The organism is Streptomyces sp. RK9 (assembly GCF_045070545.1).
Taxonomy (GTDB): domain Bacteria; phylum Actinomycetota; class Actinomycetes; order Streptomycetales; family Streptomycetaceae; genus Streptomyces; species Streptomyces alboflavus.
The window spans coordinates 3807495-3829099 of record NZ_CP173704.1 but is presented as its reverse complement, the minus strand read 5'-3'; the positions used below and the strand labels follow the sequence as shown (position 1 = coordinate 3829099).

At 72.4% G+C, this 21605-nt stretch carries 17 protein-coding genes; 2 read left to right on the top strand and 15 right to left on the bottom strand.

What is annotated here, in order from left to right; genetic code table 11:
* Positions 1–41: 41 nt before the first annotated feature.
* From AB6L24_RS36770 to AB6L24_RS36760, 3 genes are all read right to left on the bottom strand, one after another.
* The gene (locus AB6L24_RS36770) at positions 42–674 is read right to left on the bottom strand and encodes an MBL fold metallo-hydrolase (protein ID WP_405663597.1); all 633 of its coding nucleotides are present in this window, start codon (positions 672–674) and stop codon (positions 42–44) included.
* Positions 675–779: 105 nt separating this feature from the next.
* Positions 780–2075 carry a 4-carboxymuconolactone decarboxylase gene (gene pcaC / locus AB6L24_RS36765; protein WP_405662806.1) on the bottom strand — a complete coding sequence of 432 codons (1296 nt, stop codon included), beginning with the start codon at positions 2073–2075 and terminating at the stop codon, positions 780–782.
* A 138-nt stretch (positions 2076–2213) separates the two neighbouring features.
* Positions 2214–3059, bottom strand: coding sequence for a PIG-L family deacetylase (locus AB6L24_RS36760; RefSeq protein WP_405662803.1), 846 nt, complete (start codon positions 3057–3059; stop codon positions 2214–2216).
* A gap of 156 nt (positions 3060–3215) precedes the next feature.
* On the opposite strand from AB6L24_RS36760, the gene AB6L24_RS36755 reads away from it, so the two are divergent.
* Positions 3216–3971 (top strand): phosphotransferase family protein, encoded by a 756-nt coding sequence (locus tag AB6L24_RS36755; RefSeq protein WP_405662801.1) that lies wholly within the window; start codon positions 3216–3218, stop codon positions 3969–3971.
* A gap of 94 nt (positions 3972–4065) precedes the next feature.
* Here AB6L24_RS36755 and AB6L24_RS36750 read toward each other — a convergent pair whose 3' ends face one another.
* The 4 genes from AB6L24_RS36750 to AB6L24_RS36735 all read right to left on the bottom strand — a co-directional run bounded on the left by AB6L24_RS36750 (position 4066) and on the right by AB6L24_RS36735 (position 12071).
* Complete coding sequence (locus AB6L24_RS36750; RefSeq protein WP_405662798.1) at positions 4066–4866, bottom strand: GNAT family N-acetyltransferase; 801 nt, start codon at positions 4864–4866, stop codon at positions 4066–4068.
* Positions 4867–4931: 65 nt separating this feature from the next.
* Complete coding sequence (locus AB6L24_RS36745; protein ID WP_030361864.1) at positions 4932–6458, bottom strand: amino acid permease; 1527 nt, start codon at positions 6456–6458, stop codon at positions 4932–4934.
* 76 nt (positions 6459–6534) lie between these two features.
* On the bottom strand, positions 6535–7551 hold the full coding sequence (locus AB6L24_RS36740; RefSeq protein WP_087886377.1) for a hypothetical protein: 1017 nt from the start codon (positions 7549–7551) through the stop codon (positions 6535–6537).
* Positions 7552–8645: 1094 nt separating this feature from the next.
* Positions 8646–12071: an AfsR/SARP family transcriptional regulator gene (locus AB6L24_RS36735; RefSeq protein WP_405662794.1), complete on the bottom strand. Its 3426-nt coding sequence runs from the start codon at positions 12069–12071 to the stop codon at positions 8646–8648.
* A gap of 132 nt (positions 12072–12203) precedes the next feature.
* On the opposite strand from AB6L24_RS36735, the gene AB6L24_RS36730 reads away from it, so the two are divergent.
* Positions 12204–13193: an ornithine cyclodeaminase family protein gene (locus AB6L24_RS36730; RefSeq protein ID WP_405662791.1), complete on the top strand. Its 990-nt coding sequence runs from the start codon at positions 12204–12206 to the stop codon at positions 13191–13193.
* Positions 13194–13208: 15 nt separating this feature from the next.
* Here the strand turns inward: AB6L24_RS36730 and AB6L24_RS36725 are convergent, their stop codons facing one another.
* The 8 genes from AB6L24_RS36725 to AB6L24_RS36690 form a co-directional block, all read right to left on the bottom strand.
* Positions 13209–14474, bottom strand: a complete 1266-nt coding sequence (locus AB6L24_RS36725) for a sulfite oxidase (protein ID WP_405662788.1) — start codon at positions 14472–14474, stop codon at positions 13209–13211.
* 254 nt (positions 14475–14728) lie between these two features.
* Entirely contained in the window at positions 14729–15337 is a 609-nt protein-coding gene (locus AB6L24_RS36720; protein WP_405662786.1) for a sugar kinase, read from the bottom strand.
* A complete protein-coding gene (locus AB6L24_RS36715) occupies positions 15338–16495 on the bottom strand; it encodes an ROK family glucokinase (RefSeq protein WP_030361870.1) in 1158 nt (385 codons plus the stop codon).
* A 260-nt stretch (positions 16496–16755) separates the two neighbouring features.
* Positions 16756–17604, bottom strand: coding sequence for an ATP-binding cassette domain-containing protein (locus AB6L24_RS36710; RefSeq protein WP_405662782.1), 849 nt, complete (start codon positions 17602–17604; stop codon positions 16756–16758).
* The gene (locus AB6L24_RS36705) at positions 17601–18653 is read right to left on the bottom strand and encodes an ABC transporter permease (protein ID WP_405662780.1); all 1053 of its coding nucleotides are present in this window, start codon (positions 18651–18653) and stop codon (positions 17601–17603) included. Before AB6L24_RS36705 ends, AB6L24_RS36710 begins: the two co-directional genes overlap by 4 nt.
* Complete coding sequence (locus AB6L24_RS36700; protein ID WP_087886371.1) at positions 18650–19633, bottom strand: sugar ABC transporter substrate-binding protein; 984 nt, start codon at positions 19631–19633, stop codon at positions 18650–18652. The genes AB6L24_RS36705 and AB6L24_RS36700 overlap by 4 nt, the downstream gene beginning before the upstream one ends.
* A 136-nt stretch (positions 19634–19769) precedes the next feature.
* Positions 19770–20759 (bottom strand): sugar ABC transporter substrate-binding protein, encoded by a 990-nt coding sequence (locus AB6L24_RS36695; protein ID WP_405662777.1) that lies wholly within the window; start codon positions 20757–20759, stop codon positions 19770–19772.
* 89 nt (positions 20760–20848) lie between these two features.
* Entirely contained in the window at positions 20849–21598 is a 750-nt protein-coding gene (locus tag AB6L24_RS36690) for a GntR family transcriptional regulator (RefSeq protein ID WP_405663594.1), read from the bottom strand.
* Positions 21599–21605 lie beyond the last annotated feature (7 nt).

The following is a 21605-nucleotide window of genomic DNA, read 5'->3' as shown; positions in this document are numbered from 1 at the left end:
TCGCCCGCCCCCGACACCACCGGCCCGCCCGCCCCGCCCCGTCACACCTCGGCCGACTCCCCCGGCGTCAGCCGCACGTGGTCCGTGCCGCCGAGCCGCCCGATGTGCCCGCCGTAGATCGGCAGCGCCAGGTCGGTGAGGAGGGCGTCGTGGATGTCGTGGGCGCGCCTCGGCTTGACCTCGCGTACGTAGTCGATGACTTCGGAGATCTTGTTCCAGGGGGCCATCACCGGGACCATCAGCGTGTCCACGGGGTGCTCGGGCACCGTGAAGGCGTCGCCGGGGTGGAAGACGGTGCCGTCGACGAGGTAGCCGACGTTGGTGACGCGCGGCAGGTCCGGGTGGATCACGGCGTGCAGCTCGCCGTGGACCTGGATGTCGAACCCGGCGGCCGTGAACGTGTCGCCGTGGCCGACGGTGTGCACCCGCCCGGGGAAGGCCGCCGCGAGCTGCTCGGCGACGGACGCGAGGGTCCACAGCTCGGTGGCCGGGTCGGCCTCCAGGGCGGCGCGCAGATGCCGCTCGTCGAAGTGGTCGGGGTGCTCGTGCGTGACCAGGAGGGCGTCGGCCCCGGTCGCGGCGTCGTCCTCGCTGAAGCCGCCGGGGTCGATGACGAGGAGGCGGCCGTCCTTCTCCAGGCGCACGCACGCGTGGGACTTCTTGGTGAGCTTGATGGGAGGGGTCGTCATGCCCCCATCCTGCCCCTCGGGGCCGGCCGGGGCGGCCCCGAGGGGGGTGTCCGGGCGGAGCGCGTGCCCGCTGCTCCTAGGGCGTGCCCGCTACTCCTGCGGTGTCGTCTCCTCGCGGATCACCTTCTGCGCGACCCGGAACGCGCTGTTCGCCGCCGGGACCCCGCAGTACACCGCGGCCTGCAGCAGCACTTCCTTGATCTCGGCCGGGGTGAGGCCGTTGCGGAGCGCGGCGCGGGTGTGGAACGCCAGCTCCTCCAGGTGACCGCCCGCGACGAGGGCGGTGAGGGTGACGCAGCTGCGGGTGCGGCGGTCCAGGCCCTGGCGGTTCCAGATCTCGCCCCAGGCGTAGCGGGTGACGAGGTCCTGGAAGTCCGCGGAGAACTCGTCGGCGGCGTCCATGGCCCGGTCGACGTGGGCGTCGCCGAGGACCTCACGGCGGACCTTCATGCCCTGGGCGTACGCGTCGGGGCGGGCGTCCCTCGCCACCGGCTGCTCGACCGCGGCGATCTCGGCGACGGGCGCGGCCGGGGGCGGGGCGAGCACGGGCTTGACCGGGGGCGCGGTGATGGCGTGCTGGCCGGTGGCGTGGGTGTCCGGGGCGGCCTGCCAGGCGCTGGAGAAGTGGCGTACGAGCAGGTCGGTGACCGCGGCGGGCTGTTCCACGGGGGCCAGGTGGGAGGCGCCGGGCACCACGGCGAGGCGGGCGTCGGGGATGCCCGCGACGAGGGTGCGGGCCTCGCCCTGCCCGGTCACCTGGTCCTCGGAGCCGACCAGGACGAGGGTGGGCACTCCTATGCTGGCCAGCTCCGCGCGGATGTCGAAGGCGGCGAGCGCCTCGCAGGCGGCGATGTAGCAGCCGGGGTCGGTGGTGCGCACCATCTGCACGGCCCAGTCGGTGATGGCGGGCTGGGCGGCGGCGAAGCCGGGGGTGAACCAGCGCTCCGGAGAGCTGCGGGCGATGGGGTCGAGGCCGTTGGTGCGGACGATCACTCCGCGCTGGCGGAACTCGTCGGCGGTGCCGAACCGGGGCGAGGTGGCGATGAGCGCGAGCGAGGCGACGCGGTGCGGGTTGCGCAGCGCCAGTTCGGCGCCGATGGCGCCGCCGAGCGCGCAGCCCGCGAACCCGAAGCGCTGCACGCCGAGCTCGTCGAGCGTGGCGAGCACGCGGCGGGCGAGTTCACCGACGGAGTCCACGGGGTGGGCGGGGGCACCGCCGTGTCCGGGCATGTCGAAGCGGATGACCCGCCAGCTCTTGCTCAGTTCCGGCACCTGCCGGTCCCACATGTGCCATGTGGTACCGAGGGAGGGGCCGAGGACCAGGACAGGGGCGTCTTCTGGCCCGTCAAAGCGGTATTGCAGGGCAGCAGTCTTCGTCTCACTCACCCGTTCACGCTCGCACATCTCACAAAATCCCACCGACGGGGGTGGCGGTCTCCACCAAACCACCGCAGGTTTCCGCGGCGGGCGCGCACGCGTGCTCCCGGACCTCGCCCCGGCCCGGCCCCCCGTCGGCAGGGGGGATCAGCGCAGTCCGGCGAAGAGGTCGTTCTCGGGCAGAGCCGTGCCGGTGGCGTCCTGGACGCGTACGAAGGTCTCCATGCCCATCAGCTCGCCGAAGCGCTCCTTGCCCATCTTGAGGAAGAAGATGTTCTCGCCCTGGCTGGCGTGCGCGGCCAGGGCGTCGAACTTCTGGTCGCTGAACGCGGTGGTGTCGACCCATGTGCGGATCTCGTCGTCGGGGAGTCCGATCTCGGCAAGGGCGGCGGCCTCGGCCGGGTCCGGCTCCGGCTGCGACTCCGGCGCGTTGTCGTCGAGCTCGCGCAGGACCTCCTCGAACCGCTGCATCGTGGAGTGGGGCATCGTCGTCCAGTAGACCTTCGGCGTCAGGTCGGTCATCTCCAGCGCCGCCATCGTGATGCGGTGGGCCTGGATGTGGTCGGGGTGGCCGTAGAAGCCGTTCTCGTCATAGGTGACTACCACATCGGGGCGGTAGTGCCGTATGAGGTCCGCGAGCCGGGCGGCGCCTTCCGCCACGGGCGTCTGCCAGAAGGATCCGGGGGCGTCGTTGCTCGGCCAGCCCATCATCCCGGAGTCGGCGTAGTCCAACGTCTCCAGATCGCTGACCTTCAGGACGTCACAGCTCTCCTGGAGCTCTCGCCTGCGCATCGCGACGACGGCCGCCGGATCGTGCCCGGGGTCGCCCGGCTTGGCGCCCTCCGCTCCGTCGCCGCAACCGCCGTCGGTACAGGTCACGAGAACCGTCCGGATGCCCTCCGCCGCGTACCGCGCGAGGATCCCTCCCGTTCCGGTGGCCTCGTCGTCGGGGTGGGCGTGCACAGCCATCAGCGTCAAGGGCCGGTCAGTCATGGAGCTTTCCTCCTGCGGGAGTACCTCGGTCCGGGCATGCGGCAGGACTGCCGCACATCCGGTGCAACAGCGCCGACAGGACCCGCTGTTCCTGACGGCGCCGGGCACACGGAAAACCCGGCGACGTCGACGATCGTCCCCGGGACACTGGTCGCCATGGATGAGGTCGAAGTCGTCGTCGCCCACTCCGAGCGCGCGACCCTGCGCGTCGGCGACGTGTTCCTGAAGGTGGACGCCGATCGGGCGCGCGTCGGCATGGAGGTCGAGGCCATGGCCCTGACCCCGGTCCCGACGCCGGAGGTCCTGTGGCACAAGCCGCCCGTGCTCGCCCTCGCCGCCCTCCCGGGGACGGCCATCGGCCGCCTCGGCGAGCCGTCGACCGCGTCACCGGCGGCCTGGGCCGCGGCGGGCGCCGCCCTCCGCACGCTGCACGACGCGCCCCCGCCGCCCCGGCCCGGCCGGGCGGGCCGGAGCGCCGACGAGCTGACGGCGGAGCTCGACGCCGAGTGCGGGTGGCTCGTGGCGCACGGCGTCCTGCCCGCCGACCTGGTCACCCGCAGCCGCCGGATCGCCGAGGCCGCGCTCCGCCCCTGGACCCCGGCGTTCACCCACGGCGACCTGCAGGTCGCCCATGTGTTCGTCGACGGCGACGAGGTCACGGGCATCCTCGACTGGTCCGAGGCGGGCCGGGGCGACGCCCTGTACGACCTCGCCACCGTGACGCTCGGACATCGGGAGCACCTCGGCGACGTGATCGCCGGCTACGGCACCGACGTCGACCTCGACCTCGACGTGATCCGCGCGTGGTGGGCGTTGCGCAGCCTGCTGGGCGTCCGCTGGCTGATCGAGCACGGCTTCGACCCGTCCACGCCGGGCTGTGAGGTCGACGTCCTCAAGTCCCTGAGTCGCTGAGCCCCTGAGTTCCTGAGTCCCTGAGTCCCTGATGTGAGGCTGCCGGGTCGGCCGCCCTGCCGGCCGGGCCGGCTCACCCCTCAGCCGGGTCGGCTCACCCCTTCAAGGTGTAGAAGTGGATGGGGGTGTTCGGCTCGAACCCGATCCGCGGGTACACGGGAGCCCCGGCCTCGGTCGCGTGCAACGTGGCGCGGGTCAGGCCGGTGGCGCGGGCGCCCTCGTGCAGCGCCTTGCGCGTCACGGCCTCGCCGTAGCCCCGGCGCTGCCAGTCCGGGTCGGTGGCGACGAAGGCGACGAAGAGCCGGCCCTCCGCCTCGACCGTCGCGGCGCACGCCACCGCGACGTCGCCCCGCATGGCCAGATAGGCGAACATCTCGCTCTTCCAGTACGCGGATCCGGCCATCCCGACGCGGCCCTCCTCCAGGGGGAACCCGTAGGCGCGGGACTGGAGGTCCGCGTAGGCCCGCAGGTGTTCGTCGGTGCGCACGCGCACGAACGTCAGGTCGGGGTGGACCGGGTCGGGGACGGGCAGCAGGTCTCCGGCCATGCCCGTGCCGGGGAAGGCGTGCTCGAAGCCGGCCCGCTCGGCCGCCGGGGCCAGCGCGGTGCGGGCCTCGTCGTCGAGCAGGTCCTCGAAGAGCCACAGGAAGCCCGGGTTCTTCTTCGCGCGCATGATGTCCGCCGCCTGGCCCAGGCGTTCCGCGACGAGTTCGGGGCCCGCTCCCTGGTCGGTCAGGGTGACGCAGTTCCAGAACGAGAACGGGGAGTCGGCCCAGCGGACGGCGATGCCGGGCAGGTCGCGCACGTCCGCGTCCGCGTCGCGGTCGAGCACCATGGCACGCCAGGCCACGGTGAGCTGTCGCACCGATTCGATGGATTCCGTGAGACCGGTCACCGTACTCCCCTGGGTCGTTGCGGTCGTTGCAGTCGTGGCGGCCCCCGCACGCGGTGTCGCCGTCATCAGATGATGCCCTCGAACTGCTTGTCCTCGCTGGGGGAACTGGAGCGGGGCACGTGGTAGGAACTGCGTCCGAAGCGTCGCCACACGGCGGCGATGAGGAAGGCCACCACGACGGCGACGGGGGTGTAGTTGAAGGTCGTAGCGGTGACCGGGCTGCTCTGCGGCAGCAGGAAGAGGATCGTGACCGCGCCGGCCCACAGCACCGCCACCCAGCCGATCGGCCGGCTCCAGCGGCCCAGGTTCCAGGGCCCCGGGGTGAACCGGTCGCGGTGGATCAGCCGCAGCAGCACCGGGATGGCGTAGGCCGAGGTGAAGCCCACGGCCGAGATGGCGGTCACCGCCGAGAACGCCGTCGAGGAGTACAGGGACGGCAGCGCGAGCACGAAGGCCACGACGACCGCGAGCCAGACCGCGTTGGCGGGGATGGCGGTGCGGGGGCTGACCTTCTTCCAGTGCCCGGATCCTGGCAGGGCGCCGTCCCGGGCGAAGGCGTAGATCATCCGGCTGGCGCTCGCGGTCACGGTGTAGCCGCACAGGAACTGGGCGACGATGATCACGAGAAGCAGCGCCTTGGCCGCCGCCTCGCCCAGCGCGTCGAGGAGGATCTGCGCCACCGGCACGCCGGTCGATCCGCCCAGGGTCGCGGCGTAGTCCTGGATGGCGAAGAGCAGCGTGAGCAGCAGGATGCCGCCGGCGATCCAGGACACCGCCACCGAGCGGAAGATCCCGCGGGCCGCGGCGACGGAGGCGTGGTTGGTCTCCTCGCTCAGGTGGGCCGAGGTGTCGTAGCCGGCCAGGGCGAAGACCGGAAGGAGCATGCCGATCAGGATCACGTAGATCGGGACGCCCCAGCCGGTGTTGTTGGTGAACTCGGTGAAGACGAAGCCGGCGGACTGGTGGTCGGAGGGCACGAACGCCAGGGAGCCGATGATGACGACGGCCCCGGCCAGGTGCCACCACGCGCTCACGGAGGTGAGGATGTTCATCAGGCGGGTGCCGAAGAGGTTCAGGACCGCGTGCAGCGCGAGGATGATCCCGTACAGGAGCAGCAGGGATTCCGGCGTCGGCTCGTAGCCGAACTGCAGGTTCATCCACGCGGCGGTGAACGTCGCGATGCCGTAGTCCTGGGCGGCGATGCCGCCGAGCAGGCCGAGGAGGTTGAGCCAGCCGGTGTACCAGCTCCAGCGCTCGCCGCCGAGCTGGCGGGCCATGTAGTACAGGCCGCCGCTGGTGGGGTAGCGGGAGGTTATCTCCGCCAGGGCGGCGGCCAGGCACAGCACCAGCGGGCCGACGGCGAGCCAGCCCCACATGATCACCGCGGGGCCGCCCGAGTTCAGACCGAACCCGAAGAGGAGCAGGGTCCCGGACATGATCGAGATGACCGAGAGGGAGGCGGAGAAGTTGCCGAAGGCGCCCATGCGACGGTGCAGTTGCTGGGTGTAGCCCAGCGATTGGAGGATGCGTGCGTCCTCCCCGTCGTCATGGACCGGGTTCGGCTGCTGGCGCCGTGCTCTTACCGATGTCATGGGTTCTCCGCACAGGGACTGTAAGAAGGGGTGCAGGCGGGATGACTGCCGGGCCGCCAGGGGGACGTGGCGGCGGTCACGGGTGTTCTCCCGTGGGCCGGGGATGGGATCTCAGGCAGGCGACACGGTCCTCCTCGAATGCCTTGCGCCACTGGTCCTCGGGATACCGGGCGTCGTACTGCCACGGCGCCGGAGTGGCGAAGTCGCCGATGGCGTCGAAGACTTCGGTCGCCCACCGGGCGAAACCGCCCCTCGCCAGGGCGTAGGCGAGGTAGTTCAGATCCAGCTGGGAGCTGGTGGCCGGATCGCACTTCCGGAACCAGCCCTCGAACGCCTGCGTGACGGCCCGGGTGATGTCCTCCCTGGTCCACAGCAGGTTCAGCATGACCTCGGCGCCCCGGTCCCGTCGCTCCCTGTGCTCCTGGACCCGGGCGTGGAGGGGCAGCAGGAGCAGGGGCGAGTCGGGCGGCGCGAAGGAGACCGTCCAGCGGGCGAAGTCCGTCGCGACGGCCTGGCGGCCCGCGGGGCCCGGGCGCGCCTGGAGGGCCTGGGACATGCGGTGCCAGGCCTCGCGGTTGAACTGGTCCCTTCGGTGCGCTTCCCCCAGCAGGCCCCAGGGCCCGCGGGGCAACAGGTACTCGTGGGGCGGCGGTGCCACGTCGTGCTCGGGGTGGAGTCCCGCCGTGTCCGTCTCGGCCAGGGCCAGACGGCAGATCCAGGGCACCGCGTCGTCGGGGTTGCCCTCGGCCGCGCGGTGGCACGCGTCCCGGGCCCGGGCCACGAGCTTCTCCAGGTCCTGGGCCTTGCGGTAGTCGCGCGCCCAGTTCCTGCGGTGGGCCTGCAGCACCCGTTCGGTGGCGACCCTGGCGTACATCACCCGGGCGGCGAGGCTCTCCGGTTCCTCCTTGAGCCACAGCTCCACGACGTTGGCCTGAGCCGCGACGATCCCGAGGACCTGGGTACGGGACGTCCACTGCGGCCAGTTGCCCGTCCGGGCGAGCACCTGCCGCATCTCCATCCAGTAGCCCGCCTGAATGTCCTGCACCGCCGCGTAGAGGTCTCTGTCGCGGCCGGCCGGGTTCGAACTCGCCATCAACGTCCCTCTCGGCCGGCCGGCCACAGGGCGGGCCGGCGGAGGCCGTGGGGCTGCTCGGGTCGTGCGTCGCGGCGGTCCGCCCGCTGGTCGCTGCCGTCAGCACTGGGCCTCGCCGAGTGACGTGAGCACGACACCAGACGGTGTGCGCTGGCGGTCATAGACAGAGGACCCCTCGGACAGTCGGGACGGAGCGGCACGGTGGCGCAGGGACAGCGGCGTGGGCTGACGAGCGGCGCGGAGACGACCGACGGCCCGTCAACTGGGCCGACGCCTTTCGCCCTTGGCTGGTAGCGCGTGCCTGACAGGTACTTAAGTGCCTGAAGGGGCGCATGACCAGAGAATTCCAAGATTCTTCTGTCGTGCAGAAGCTATTTTCAGCCATGCCGTTTCCGTACGTCGCCATCCGTGACGGAAGCCGTCGGCGGCAGCGCCCGGACGGTGCGCGCCACCACGGCCAGGACGCTCACGGCCCCGCGCGAACGGGCGTGCGAAACGGGACCGCCACCCCGAGCCGAAGCCCGAAGATCCCTCGCTGACCTGGCCATATTCCGTGCTCGGCACGGCTCACGGCCGCCCGCGCACGAGGGAAGCGCGGGTCGACCCACACCACGGACGGACGATTGAACACGAGTCAGCCGTACGGCCCGACGAGGGAGCACGACCGCTCGGCACGACCGCGCACCGCTCATCACGGGCCCGCCGGGGCCGACCGGACAACGCTTCCTCGCCACCCGTGGCGGCCGCCCGCCGGGCAGCGAAATCAAGCACAGGCATGGTCACTTCGGCGCGCCGCCGTGACACGATCTTCTTCCCGGACCCCGGTTCCGCACCGGCATACCGGGGCCACCCACCCGATGAGGGGCACTGTCAAGGCACATACGGGACAGGCGCGTCGCAGGCCGCGAGGGCGCGACAGGTGCCTGTTGGGGCACCACGTCCGGACACGCACGGGATGCGGAGTGACGATCTCCCGACGCGGAGTCATTCGGCCAGTTCGATGCGGTCGTCACGGTCCGTGATCATGCGCCGCCATAGGGGTAAGTACGAGGAGATCAGGGCGAAGCAGGCGAACAGCCGGGACCGGGGCGGTTTCACCCGGCAAGGGTGGCCTCGGCCTGCTCCCGCCAGTCCCCCGCCCGCCCTGCCAGGATCGCCTCGGCGTACGCCGTCTCGCCGAGGCGGGCGCGGGCCGCCGCGGTGATCCGGTCGACGTCGGGCAGCGAGCCGTCCGGTGTGCCCCGCACGCTGTCGCTCGCCGCGAGCAGCGCCACGGCCCGCTCGTGCCGCCCCTGACGCAGCGCGAGGTCCGCGACGCCGACCAGCACGTGCGCGAGCAGCGGCAGGTGGCCCAGCTTCACCGCCTCGCGGAAGGCCTCGGCGCGGTGGCCGCGGGCCTCCTCGACGTCCTCGGCGAGGTAGCCGTACAGGTCCTGGGTGATGACCAGCAGATATCCCCTGGTTCCGGTGACGCGCAGCGGCTGCGCCACGTCCAGTTGCGCGTACGCCTCGTCCCGCCGCCCGCGCCAGCGGGCCAGCTGCGCCTTCGCGAGGGCGAGCTCCGCCAGCGCGTCCGGCCAGGCGACCCGGTCCACGCAGGCCTGCGCGTCGGCCAGGGCTGCGTCACTGGCCGCCTCGTCGCCGAGCAGCCAGTACAGCTGGGCCTGGCGCGCCCGCAGGCCGATCGCGTCCTCGATCGCACCCAGCTCGGTCAGGGCCCTGATGCCCTGTTCGTAGTGCGCGCAGGCCTCCGTGAACGCGCCGCGCTGGGCGAGCCGGTCGGCCAGGGACATCAGCGCGAGGGACATCCCCCACCGGTCGCCGAGGGCGCGGAACTCGGCCAGGGCGATCTCCATGTCCCTGTCCGTGTCCGGCTCGACGCGGCCGACGGTGAGCCGCAGCCGGCTGCGGTTGAGCCGGGCCTGGGCGCGCACCCACGCGTCCTCGTCGGTGAGCATGGGCTCGAACGCGGCCAGGAACTCCAGCGGCTCCGCCAGCATCCGCTCCATCAGGTCGACCATGACCATCAGCGGGTGGCGGCTCGTGCCGCGCCGGGCGAAGCGGTACGCCTCGTGGATCCAGTCCTGCGCCGCGTACTGGTCGCCCTGGCCCGAGGTCAGGAACAGCGTCACGACGGCGTACGCCATGGCGCGCACGTCGTCGGGGACCGGGCCGTCCAGGGAGGCGGCGGCCACGCTCAGTTCGGTGCCCTCGGCCTTGCGGCCGCTCAGGAACCAGTACCAGCCCGCGGGTCCGACGAGCCGCATCGCCTCGTGGGCCCAGCCGTCCGCGACGGCGCCGCGCAGGGCGGCGTTGATGTTGTCGTGCTCGGCCTCCAGGACGGCCAGCCACTCCAGTTGCTCGGTCCTGCGCAGGTGCGGCTCGGCCGTCGCGGTGAGCTCCGTGAAGTACGCGAGGTGCGCGCGGCGGGCCGACTCGGTCTCCCCGGCCTCGGCCAGGCGGTGGGCCGCGTACTCCCTGATGGTGTCCAGCATCCGGTAGCGCGGCACGGCCGTGTCGTCGGCGAGCAGCAGGGACTTCTCGATCAGCGCGGTGAGCACGTCGAGGACCTGCTCCCCGTCCAGGGCCTCGCCCCCGCAGACCCGCTCGGCCGCGTCCGGCGTCGCCCCGCCGGAGAACACCGAGAGCCGCCTGAGCACGCTCCGCTCGGCCTCGGTGAGCAGGTCCCAGCTCCAGTCCACGACCGCGCGCAGGGTCTTGTGCCGGGGCAGCGCCGTGCGGCTGCCGCTGCTGAGCAGCCGGAAGCGGTCGTCGAGCCGCAGGGCGAGCTGCTCGACGGACATCGTGCGCAGCCGTGCCGCCGCCAGTTCGATGGCCAGCGGAATGCCGTCGAGGGCACGGCAGATCCGGGCCATGGCGGCCAGCGTCGGCTCGTCGAAGACGATGTCCTTGCGCACGGCGCCCGCCCGGTCCCGCAGCAGCAGCACCGCGGGCGACGCCCCGACCGCGGCCGGGTCCGCGCCCGTCCCGGGCAGGGCCAGCGGCTCCACCTGCCAGAGCGCCTCGCCGGTGATGCCGAGCGGCTCCCGGCTCGTGGCCAGGATGCGCAGGCCCCGGCACTCCCCGAGGAGCCGGTCGGCGAACGCGGCGGCCGCCTCGATCATGTGCTCGCAGTTGTCGAGGACGAGGAGGTGCGCGCGCTCCCGGACCGCCGCGACGAGCCGGTCCATGGAGTCCCCGCCGGGTCCGCCGCCCGCGTCCCCGCCCGCGCCGCCGCCGACCAGCGCCTGGTCGCGCAGGCCGATCGCGGTGAGCACGACCTGGGCCAGCTCCCCGCCCGCCCGCACCGCGGCCAGCTCGACCAGCCAGGCCCCGTCCTGCAGGTCCCCGAGCATCCGCCGCGCGGTCTCCGTGGCGAGGCGCGTCTTGCCGGAGCCGCCGGGCCCGGTGAGGGTGACGAGGCGGTGCTCGGTGATCAGGTCGGCGACCGCGGCGACGTCCTCGTCCTTGCCGACGAAGCTGGTCAGTCCGGCGCGCAGGTTCGTGCGGGGCTCGTGCGGCTGTGCGGGGCCGCCGCGAGCGCCCTGCGCGGGGCGCTCACCTCGGCCGGCCGGGTCGACGGGGTCGGCGCTGCTCGCGGCAGGGGAGGCATGGTCGGCGCGGGAGGCATCCTCCGGGCGGGACACGTACCCGGCTCGGGAGGCGAGCCCGGTGCGATCGGCATCCCCTGCGCGGGAGGCGTACTCGGCACCAGAGGCATGCCCCGCGCGTTCAGTGCCCCCGGCGCGCGTGGCGTGCTCCCCGTACTGTCGGCGAGCCCCGCCCGACCCCAGATCGCCCCGCAGCAACGCCGTATGCAGCGCCGAGAGTTCGGCCGAGGGTTCCACGCCCAGCGCCTCGACGAGCCGCTCGCGGAGCTTCTGATACGCCATCAGGGCCTCGCTGCCCCGCCCGGCCTCCGCGAGCGCCCGCATCAGCGCGGCGACGAGCCCTTCCCGCAGCGGGTGGGTCGCGACCAGCTCGGTCAGTTCGGAGACGAGGTCGGGGCCGCGGCCGAGGCGGATGTCCGCGTCCACCCGGTCCGCGAGCGCGGCGAGGCGGAGTTCGTCGAGACGGGTCGCCGCGGCGACGAAGGCGTCGCTGCCGTGCGGCGCGATGTCCGCGAGGGCCGCGCCGCGCCACAGCTCAAGGGCCGAGCGCAGCAGCTCCGCCCGCCGCGGCACGTCGTCGGCGGCACGCGCCCGGCCGAGCAGCTGCTCGAACCGGCTCACGTCCACGGCGTCGGGCGCGACGGCGAGGCGGTACCCCCCGGACACCGCGTCGACCGACTCCTCGGGCAGCACCCGGCGGAGCCGGGACACGAGCACCTGCAGGGCGTTCGCCTCGTCCGCGGGCGGCCGCTCCCCCCAGATCCAGTCCACGAGCCTCGTCCGCGTGACGACCCGGCCGGGTTCGAGGGCGAGCGCGCACAGCAGGGCGCGCAATCGGGTGCCCGGGACCTCCACCGCCACCCCGGCGGCGGTCCGGACCTCGAACGGCCCGAGCATCGTGATGTGCACCCGGCCATACTGCCGCACGGCCGCGACGCCTGACCAACCACTCGCGCGCAGGTCATGGCCGCCCTTGCGGCGGTCGCACGGGCCCGGCGCGCCACGGTGTTTCGGTGCGGCGTCCGCGGTGAGGATCACCGAATGACCCCGCACCTCGAATCCCCCACACCACAGGAACCTCTCCCGCCCCACCAGGCCCTCCCCCATCTCGACGCCGCCACGCTCGCCCGGCTCGTCCCGATGGGCGCCGCCGTCGACGCCGTCGAGGACGTGCTCGTGAGCGGCGGGCTCGACCCCGAGGCGGAACCCGCGCGGTCCGTCGTCGGCGTGACGGGCGGTCAGCTGCTGCTCATGCCGTCGTCGACGGCCTCGTACGCGGGCGTGAAGGTGGCGTCCGTGACCCCGGGCAACCCCGAGCGCGGGCTGCCCCGCATCCAGGGCCTCTACCTCCTGCTCGACGGCGCGACGCACCAGCCCCTCGCCCTGCTCGACGGCATCGCCCTCACCTCGCTGCGCACGCCCGCCGTGTCCGGCGCCGCGATCCGGCGCCTGGCCGCGCCGGAGGTCGGACGGCTGCTCGTGTTCGGGACGGGGCCGCAGGCGTGGGGGCATGTGGAGGCGGTACGGGCGGTGCGTCCGGGGCTCGCGCACGTGGACGTCGTCGGGCGTGACCAGGGGCGGGTGGCCGCGTTCGTGGAGCGGTGCCGGGCGGCGGGGCTCACGGCGGCGGCCGCGGTGCCGAAGGACGTCGCCCACGCCGACGTGGTGTGCTGCTGCACCACGGCGCGCGAGCCGCTGTTCGACAGCTCGCTGCTCGCCCCGCACGCGACGGTCGCCGCGGTCGGTTCGCACGAGCCGGACGCCCGCGAGGTCGACGAACGCCTCCTCGGCCGGGCCACGGTCGTCGCCGAGTCCCGGTCCGTGGCGATGCGGGAGTGCGGCGACATCGTGCAGGCGGTCGCCACCGCCGCGTTCGACCTGCGGCGCCTTCGCACCCTGCGCGAGCTGGCCCGCGGCGAGGTGCCCGTCGACGAGGCCCGCCCGCGCCTGTTCAAGTCGGCGGGCATGGCGTGGGAGGACCTGGCGGTGGCGGTGGCGGCGTACGAGGGGTGGCGGGGCGCCGACGCCTGAGCGCCCCGCCCACCCTCACGCCACCGTCACGGGGTGCCGCACCACCGCGTCGAACAGATACCCCTGGGTGTTGTGGACCGTCGTCGGCGGCTGGCTGCGCCCGGTCGTGTCCGTGGCCCGGGCGAGGAGTGTCGCGGGCCCCGGCGTGCGCGGCAGCCAGTCGGTGGACCAGCGCACCCAGGAGCCGCGCCGGGGCACGTCGTGGAGGCGGGCGCGGCGCCAGCTGCCGCCCTGGTCGGTGCTGATGTCGACGCGGGTGACGGCGCCGTCGCCCGACCACGAGCGGCCCGTCAGGCGGTGCCGGGCACCGGCCCGGAGCGTTGCGTTCCAGGGGAGTTCGAAGGCCGACTTCAGGGTCTGGCGGGTGAGCGGCGGTGAACCGTCGGCCGGGTGGTGCGCGCCGAACAGACGGTAGAAGTCGGTGTTCCAGGGCGAGTAGAGCGGCGTCGTCGCGACCTCGATGTCGCCGACCCACTTGATCGACGCGATGCCGATCCAGGAGGGCACGACGACGCGCACGGGGTGGCCGTGGTCGGGCGGCAGCGGCTCGCCGTTCATCTCGTACGCGAGGAGGACGTCGTCCAAAGCCTTGGCGAGCGGCAGCGGGCGGCGCACCCGGCCGAGGTCGGTGCCGTCCGCGGTGACGTAGTCGTCGTCGAGGCCCCGGGGCATGACGTCCACGGCGCTGCGCGCGAGGCCCGCCCGGCGCAGGACCTCGGCGAGGCGCACCCCGCGCCAGCGTGCCGTGCCGATGGCGCCGAGGGTCCAGGCCGTGCCCGACACCGCCTGGCCCTGCTGGCTCTGGAACAGGCTCCTGCCGTTGCCCGCGCACTCCACGAACGCCGTGCGCGTCGTCGCCGGCAGCTTCTTCAGGTCGGCGAGCGTGAACTCCCGCGCGCCGCCGGTGAGTCCGTCGCCCCACACGGTGAGCCGCCACGCGGCGGCGTCCAGGCGGGGCGTGGTGGTGTGGTTGCGGACGAAGAAGTGCGAGGCGGGGGTCAGATGGCCGGTGTCGGCGAGCGCGTCGAAGCGGGTCTCGGCGTTCGTGCCGCGCAGCGTGAACACGTCGTCGGGCAGCGGTTTGACGATGCCCGGCGCGGTCGCGGCCCGTGCGCGCGCCGCGGGCCAGGCGATCGGGGCGGCCGCCGCGAGGCCCGCGGCGGCGGCGAGCCGCAGCACGTCGCGGCGGGCCACCCCGTCGGCGCGGGCCTCGCCCGCGAGCCACTGCCGCAGTCGGCGGCGGTCGTACGCGGCTTCGGTGATCGGTTCCATGGGCGTCATGAGGGCAGCCTTCCGCGGTGGGCGTGACGGTGTGCGCGTGCGCGAAGTGCCGTACGCCGTCAGGGAAGCGAGCGCACGGGACGAGGAGCGACGTACCGAGGAGAACGAGAGAGGATCAACAACAGTCGCGCGACGGCAGTGCGCGGAGCCGGAGATCTCCGGTGGCACAGGTGCTGCGGCTGAGGACCATGCCGACATGCTACGAGGCCGTGACGGCAACCGTCACGGCCTCGGCCCGTTCGTGCGCGGAGCGGCTAGGGCGTCGTCGTCGAGACGACGTACACCATGGGGTGCTTCGGGTCGGAGCGGTTCACGACGATGTCCTGGGTGGGGGTGGGGTTCTTCATCTCGTGGGTGAGGCCCCACCAGGGCCCGGGGTCGGTGAACTCCCAGCCGACGACCTTGCGGTCGCGCTTGCTGATGGTGATGTCGTTCTTCTTCAGCGCGCTGACGCCCTTGCCGGTGCCGGTGGCCCTGAGGAACTTGTCGAGGCCCTCGTTGCTGGTGAGGAACTGGACGTACAGGCGGCTGGTGCGCCAGTTGTTGGTCTCGTAGTAGGCGACCTCTTCGGAGTACGGCGGGATCGGCACGTCGTAGAGGCGGCGCTGGACCTTGGAGGGCCAGCCCGCGGTGAGGCCGGTCGCGGAGTACTTCTTCTCCTTGTCGCGGCCGCTGTCGCGGCTCTGGTTCGCGGAGATGAGCAGGTACACCGCGGGGACGCCGATGAGCAGCACGATGATCGTCGCGGTGAGCCAGCGGCGGCGGAGCATGTGGCGGCGGTCTTCCGGAGGGTGCTGCTCCGCGTCACCCGGTCCGGGCGGGCCCGGCAGGTCCGGGGACGAGGGCTGGCGGGGCACGGTCATCTACTGGGTTCCCTGGGCGGTGCGGTCGTTGGAGCGGCGGGCCTCGGCGTAGCGCTCGTACCGCTCGTAGCGCTCGACGCGGCGGCGGTTGGCGCGGCGGAAGCGGCGGGCGACGAGGCGGGCCAGGTCGGCGGCGCCCACCATGCCGGCCTCGGGGCCGAGCTGGGCGCGGGCGATGCGGGCCTCGGGGCGGTAGCCGCGGCCGGTGAGGTGGCGGCGGAAGGCGTCCCTGGCCGGGCCGATGAGCAGGTCGTCGGCCGCGCTGACGCCGCCGCCGATGACGAAGCAGGACGGGTCGAGGGCCGCGGCGAGGTTGGCGATGCCGACGCCGAGCCACTGGCCGATGTCCTGGAGCAGCTCGACGCACATGGCGTCGCCCTCGCGGGCCAGCTCGGTGATGAGGGGTCCGGTGATGTCGGGGACGTTGCCCTTGACGCGCTCGATGATGCCGTACGCCACCGGGGAGTCCGCCGCCGCCAGCTCGCGGGCCTCGCGGACCAGGGCGTTGCCGGAGCTGTACTGCTCCCAGCAGCCGCGGTTGCCGCACGGGCAGCGGTGGCCGCCGGGGACGACCTGCATATGGCCGAATTCCCCGGCCACCCCGAACTTGCCGCGCTTGACCTGGCCGTCCTCCAGGATCGCGCCGCCGATGCCGGTGCCGAGCGTGATCATGACCAGGTGGTCCTCGCCGCGGGCCGCGCCGAAGCGCCACTCGGCCCACGCGGCGGTGTTCGCGTCGTTGTCGACGAGCACGGGCACCGCGAGGCGTCCTGAGATGCGGTCGCGCAGGGGTTCGTTCCGCCAGGACAGGTGCGGGGCGAACAGGACGCGGTTGCGGTCCGCGTCCACCCAGCCCGCGGCACCGATGCCGACGGCGTGCACGTCGTGCCGGTCGGACAGGTCCAGGACCAGCTCGACGATGGTGTCCTCGACCACCTTCGGGCTCTTGGACTTGTCCGGCGTCTCGGTGCGCAGCGTCTCCAGGATGTTGCCGTCGGCGTCCACGACGCCCGCCATCACCTTCGTGCCGCCGATGTCGATGCCGACGGTGGGGACGCGGGGCGCCGTCAGATGGGATCGGCGCTCACGCGTGCCCACGGTCCGCAGAACGGTGGCTCGTGCGGAGCCGCGGTGCGTGAGGTCGCGGTAGGTGCTCATCGGGCCGATTCTGCCTCACTCTCGCGGGGGCGCGCACAACGGGACCGGGGTGCTGGGCACACCCCGGTCGGCCCCGGGTGCTGAGGCGCCCCCGCCTTCCGGGTGTGGGCGGTCCGGGCTTCCTAAGGGGCGCGGGGAACTGCGCGCTCAGCCGAAGAAAAGCCGCAGACGCGTCTGCCGGGCTGCTGAGCAGATGCGTCTGCGGCCTTTTCGTGGCTGGTCGCGCAGTTCCCCGCGCCCCTTACGGGGCGCACCCACGCTTACGGGGCGCCGGCGCCAAGGTCAGGCTCTGGAGCCCGCTCAAGCTCGTGGCGGAGGTCGTCCAACTCGGATCCCCCGGCCATCTGGCGGGTCAGTTCGTCCAGGGTGATCTCGTCGCGGGTGTGGCTGCCGGACATCGCACCGCGCTTGAGGAGGACGAAGCGGTTGCCGACCAGGTACGCGTGGTGCGGGTTGTGGGTGATCAGGACCACGCCGAGGCCCGCGTCCCGGGCGGCGGCGACGTACTTGAGGACGACCCCGGACTGCTTCACGCCGAGCGCGGCGGTGGGCTCGTCCAGGACCAGGACCTTCGCGCCGAAGTACACGGCGCGGGCGATCGCCACGCACTGGCGCTCACCGCCGGAGAGCGTGCCGATCGGCTGGTCCACGTCGCGCAGGTCGATGCCCATGCGAAGGAGCTCCGCGTGCGTGGTGCGGCGCATCAGGTCGACGTCGAGGCGCTTGAACGGCCCCGTGCCCTTCGTCGGCTCGGAGCCGAGGAAGAAGTTCCGCCAGACCGGCATCAGCGGGACGACGGCCAGGTCCTGGTAGACGGTCGCGATGCCGCGGTCCAGGGCCTCACGGGGGCTGGCGAGCTTGGTCTCCTCGCCCTCGATGCGCAGGCTGCCCGCGTCGTGCTGGTGAAGGCCCGCGATGATCTTGATGAGGGTGGACTTGCCCGCGCCGTTGTCGCCGAGCACGCAGGAGATCTCCCCGGCGTGTACTTCGAGGGAGACGCCCTCCAGGGCCCGGATGTTGCCGTAGTACTTGCTGACGGCGTCGAGCTCGACCAGCGGCGTACGGTCCGCGGGGGCCGTCTCTTCCTCGGTCACGGCCTCAGTGGTCATTTCGTCGCCTCCGCGCGCTTGCGGACCCAGGCGTTCAGCAGGGTCGCGAGGAGCAGCATCGCTCCGAGGAAGAACTTGAACCAGTCCGGGTTCCACTCGGCGTACACGATGCCCTTGCTGGTCATGCCGAAGATCAGGGCGCCGACGGCGGCGCCGACCGCCGAGCCGTAGCCGCCGGTGATCAGGCAGCCGCCGATGACGGCCGCGATGATGTAGATCAGTTCGTTGCCGACGCCCTCGCCGGACTGCACGACGTCGTAGTTGAAGAGCAGGTGCTGGCCGGAGACCCAGGCGCCGAAGGCGACGCCCATGTACAGGCCGATCTTGGTCCGGCCGACCGGGACGCCGACCGCGCGGGCGGCGTGCTCGCCGCCGCCGACCGCGAAGATCCAGTTTCCGGCGCGGGTGCGCAGCAGGATCCAGGTGGCGACCGCGACCATCGCCAGCCACCACACGATGGTGATCTTGAAGTCGACGCCGCCGACGGTGATCGTGGAGGCGAAGACGTCCTTGGCGGACGAGAAGCCCTCCATGTCGGAGATCGACTTGGTGGAGACGGTGTCGCTGATCAGCTTGGTGAAGCCCAGGTTCGCGCCGGTCAGCATCAGGAACGTACCGAGCGTGATGATGAAGCTCGGCGGGTCCGTGCGGATCAGCATCACGCCGTTGAAGACGCCGATGGCGAGGGTGGCGAGCAGGGACACGCCCACGCCGACCCAGACGTTCGCCGTCATCTGGTAGCTGAACATCGACGAGATCAGCGCGGACGTCGTCACCATGACGCCCGCCGACAGGTCGAACTCGCCGCCGATCATCAGGAGCGCCACCGGCACCGCCATGATGCCGATCGTGGAGGCCGCGTACAGGACGGTGGCGAGGCTCGCCGCGCGCAGGAAGCTGTCGGCGACGACCGCGAAGAACAGGAACACCGCGAGGGCGCCCACGACCGAGCCCAGCTCGGGCCGCCCGAGGAACTTCTTCAGCGGCGAGGTCTTCAGGAGCCGCTCGTCGGCCACCGGCTTGCCCGGTGCGGGCGCGGTCGTGCTCATCGGGTCCCCCGCTTCGCGTAATCCTCCAGCTCGGCGGCCTGATCCTTGGTGATGATCTGCGGCCCGGTGAGGACCGGCTTGCCGCCGCCGAGCACGTCGGCGTTGTACTTGTACAGCCACAGCAGGTCCACGGCCTCGTAGCCCTGGAGGTAGGGCTGCTGGTCCACGGCGAAGCCGAGGGCGCCGGACTTCAGGCCCGCGGCGACCTTCTCGTTGAGGTCGAAGGTGTCGATCTCCGCCTTGCTGTCCGCGCCCTCCTTGGCCTTCACGGCCGTGTCCGCGAACGGCGCGCCGAGCGTGACGACGGCGTCGATGTCCTTGTCGGCCTGCAGCTTGGCCTCGATGGCGGACTGCACGTCGGGCATGTTGGTGCCCGTCACGTACAGGTTCTGCATCTTGCCCTTGAAGGTGGACTTGGCGCCGTCGCAGCGCTGCTCGTGGCCCACGTTGCCCTGCTCGTGCAGGATGCACAGGGCCTTCTTCTTGCCGCGCTTGGTCAGCTCCTCGCCGACGGCCTCGCCCGCGATCGTCTCGTCCTGGCCGATGTGGGCCAGGGCGCCGAACTCCTTGGACTCCTCCGAGCCGGAGTTCACCGTGATCACCGGGATGCCGGCCTTCTTGGCGCGGGCCACGGCGGCCTTCATCGCGTCCGGCTTGGCCAGCGTGACGATGATGCCGTCGACCTTCTTGTCGATGGCCGCGTCCACGAGCTGGGCCTGCTGCTGCGCCTCGTCGTCGTGCGAGTACAGGAAGTTGATGTTGTCCTTCACCGCGGCCTGCTTGGCGCCGTTCTGGACGATGTCCCAGAACGTGTCGCCGTCGCCCGAGTGCGTGATCATCGCGACGGTCCAGCGCGGTGTGTCCACCGCCGCCCTGCCCTGCGCCTGAGAGGCCTTGCGCGCGTCCTCGGCGCGCTTGCCCCCGGTGCTGCTGCAGCCCACGAGGGACGCCCCGAGCACCGCCGCAAGCACGGCACCCACCGCACGTACTCCAGTCCCAACCCTTGCCACGTCGCCGTGCCCTTCTTGCTTCTCTTGCTTTGCAGTGTTTGCAGTGCTTTTCGCAGTGCTCGCGGTCTCGCCGCCCAAGTATCGGTCACGCGGATCACCCGAGTGGTCATCGGGTACCGCGCGCGGTGTACTTCTCCAGCTTCGGCACATCCTTCTCGGTGACGACGGCGGGGCCGGTCAGGACCGGTTTGCCGCCGCCGAGGACGTTCGCGTTGGTCCGGTACAGCCACAGCTCGTCGATCGCGAGGTAGCCCTGGAGGTAGGGCTGCTGGTCGACGGCGAAGCCGACCTCGCCCGCCTTGAGGCGCTTGACCACCTCGGCGTTCAGGTCGAAGGTGTCGATCTCGGCCTTGCTGTCGGCGTCCTCCTTGGCCTTGACGGAGTACGCCGCGATCGGCGCGCCGAGCGTGACGACGGCGTCGATGTCCTTGGCCGCCTGGAGTTTCGCGCTGATGGACGACTGCGATCCGGGCGCGTCGGTGCCGTCGACGTTCAGGTTCTCGACCGTGCCGTCGAAGGTCTTCTTCACGCCCGCACAGCGCTGCTCCAGCGAGACGTTGCCCTGTTCGTGGATCACGCACAGGGCCTTCTTCCTGCCCCGCCTCGTCAGCTCGTCGCCGACCGCCTCGCCCGCCACCGACTCGTCCTGCCCGATGTGGCTCAGCGCGCCGAAGGGCGTGGAGAACTCGCCGCCCGAGTTGATCGTGACGACCGGGATGCCCGCCGCCTTCGCCTTGCCGAGCACGGTCCTCATCGCCTCCGGCTTGGCGAGCGTCACCACGATCCCGTCGACCTTCTTGTCGATCGCGGTCTGGACCAGCTCCGCCTGACCCTTGCCCTCCTTGTCGTTGGAGTACAGGAACTCGACGTTGTCCTTCTTGGCGGCCTCCTTGGCGCCGTTCTGGACGATGTCCCAGAAGGTGTCGCCCTCGCCGGAGTGCGTCACCATCGCGATCTTCAAACGCGGGGTGCCGGCCGCCTTCCCGCCGCCCCCGCCGTCCCCGTCCTCCTCGTCGCCCTTGCCTCCGGAACCGCTGCACCCGGCCGCGAGCGCGACGACCGCGATGAGGGCTGCTGCCGTGCGGGCTGTGCGCATGGTCCACCTCTTCTCCCGGCCGCCTCGTGCGGCTGGTGGGAGTTTTAGCCGTGCGCCCCGGCAGCGTCAATGACTTTGTCAGAACATTCTTACGGCCGCACGAGGAGCTGGAACTCGAAGGAGTACCGCGAGGCCCGGTAGATGTGCGAGCCGAACTCGACCGCCCGTCCGGTGTCGTCGAAGGTCGTCCGGCGCATCGTGAGCAGCGGCGCGCCCTCCGGCTCCGCGAGCAGGTCGGCCTCCTCCGCCCCGGCGGCGCGGGCGCCGACGGACTGACGGGCGCTGTGCAGCGTGATGCCCGCGGCCCGCATCAGGCGGTAGAGGCCGGTGGCCTCCAGGCGCTCGGTGTCGAGCGGCAGGAGCCCGGCCGGGATGTGGTTCCGGAGATACGCCATCGGCTCGCCGTGGGCGAGGCGCAGGCGCTCCACCAGGTGGATCTCGCTGCCCTCGGCCACCCCGAGGGCGGCGGCGGTCTCGGCGGTCGCGGGCTCGACGACGTTGCGCAGGACCCGGGTCTCGGGCCGCTGTCCGGCCGCCTCCAGGTCGTCGTAGAGGCTGCTCAGCTCCAGCGGGCGCTTGACCTGGCTGTGCACGACCTGGGTGCCGACGCCCCGGCGGCGCACCAGGAGGCCCTTGTCGACGAGGGACTGGATGGCCTGGCGGACGGTGGGCCGGGAGAGGCCGAGGCGGCCCGCGAGGTCGATCTCGTTGCCGAGGAGGCTGCCGGGCGTCAGGGCGCCGCGCTCGATCGCCGCCTCCAGCTGCTGCGACAGCTGGAAGTACAGCGGGACCGGGCTGCTGCGGTCGACGCCGAGGTGCAGGGCCACCGTGGGGTCCACGGCCGGT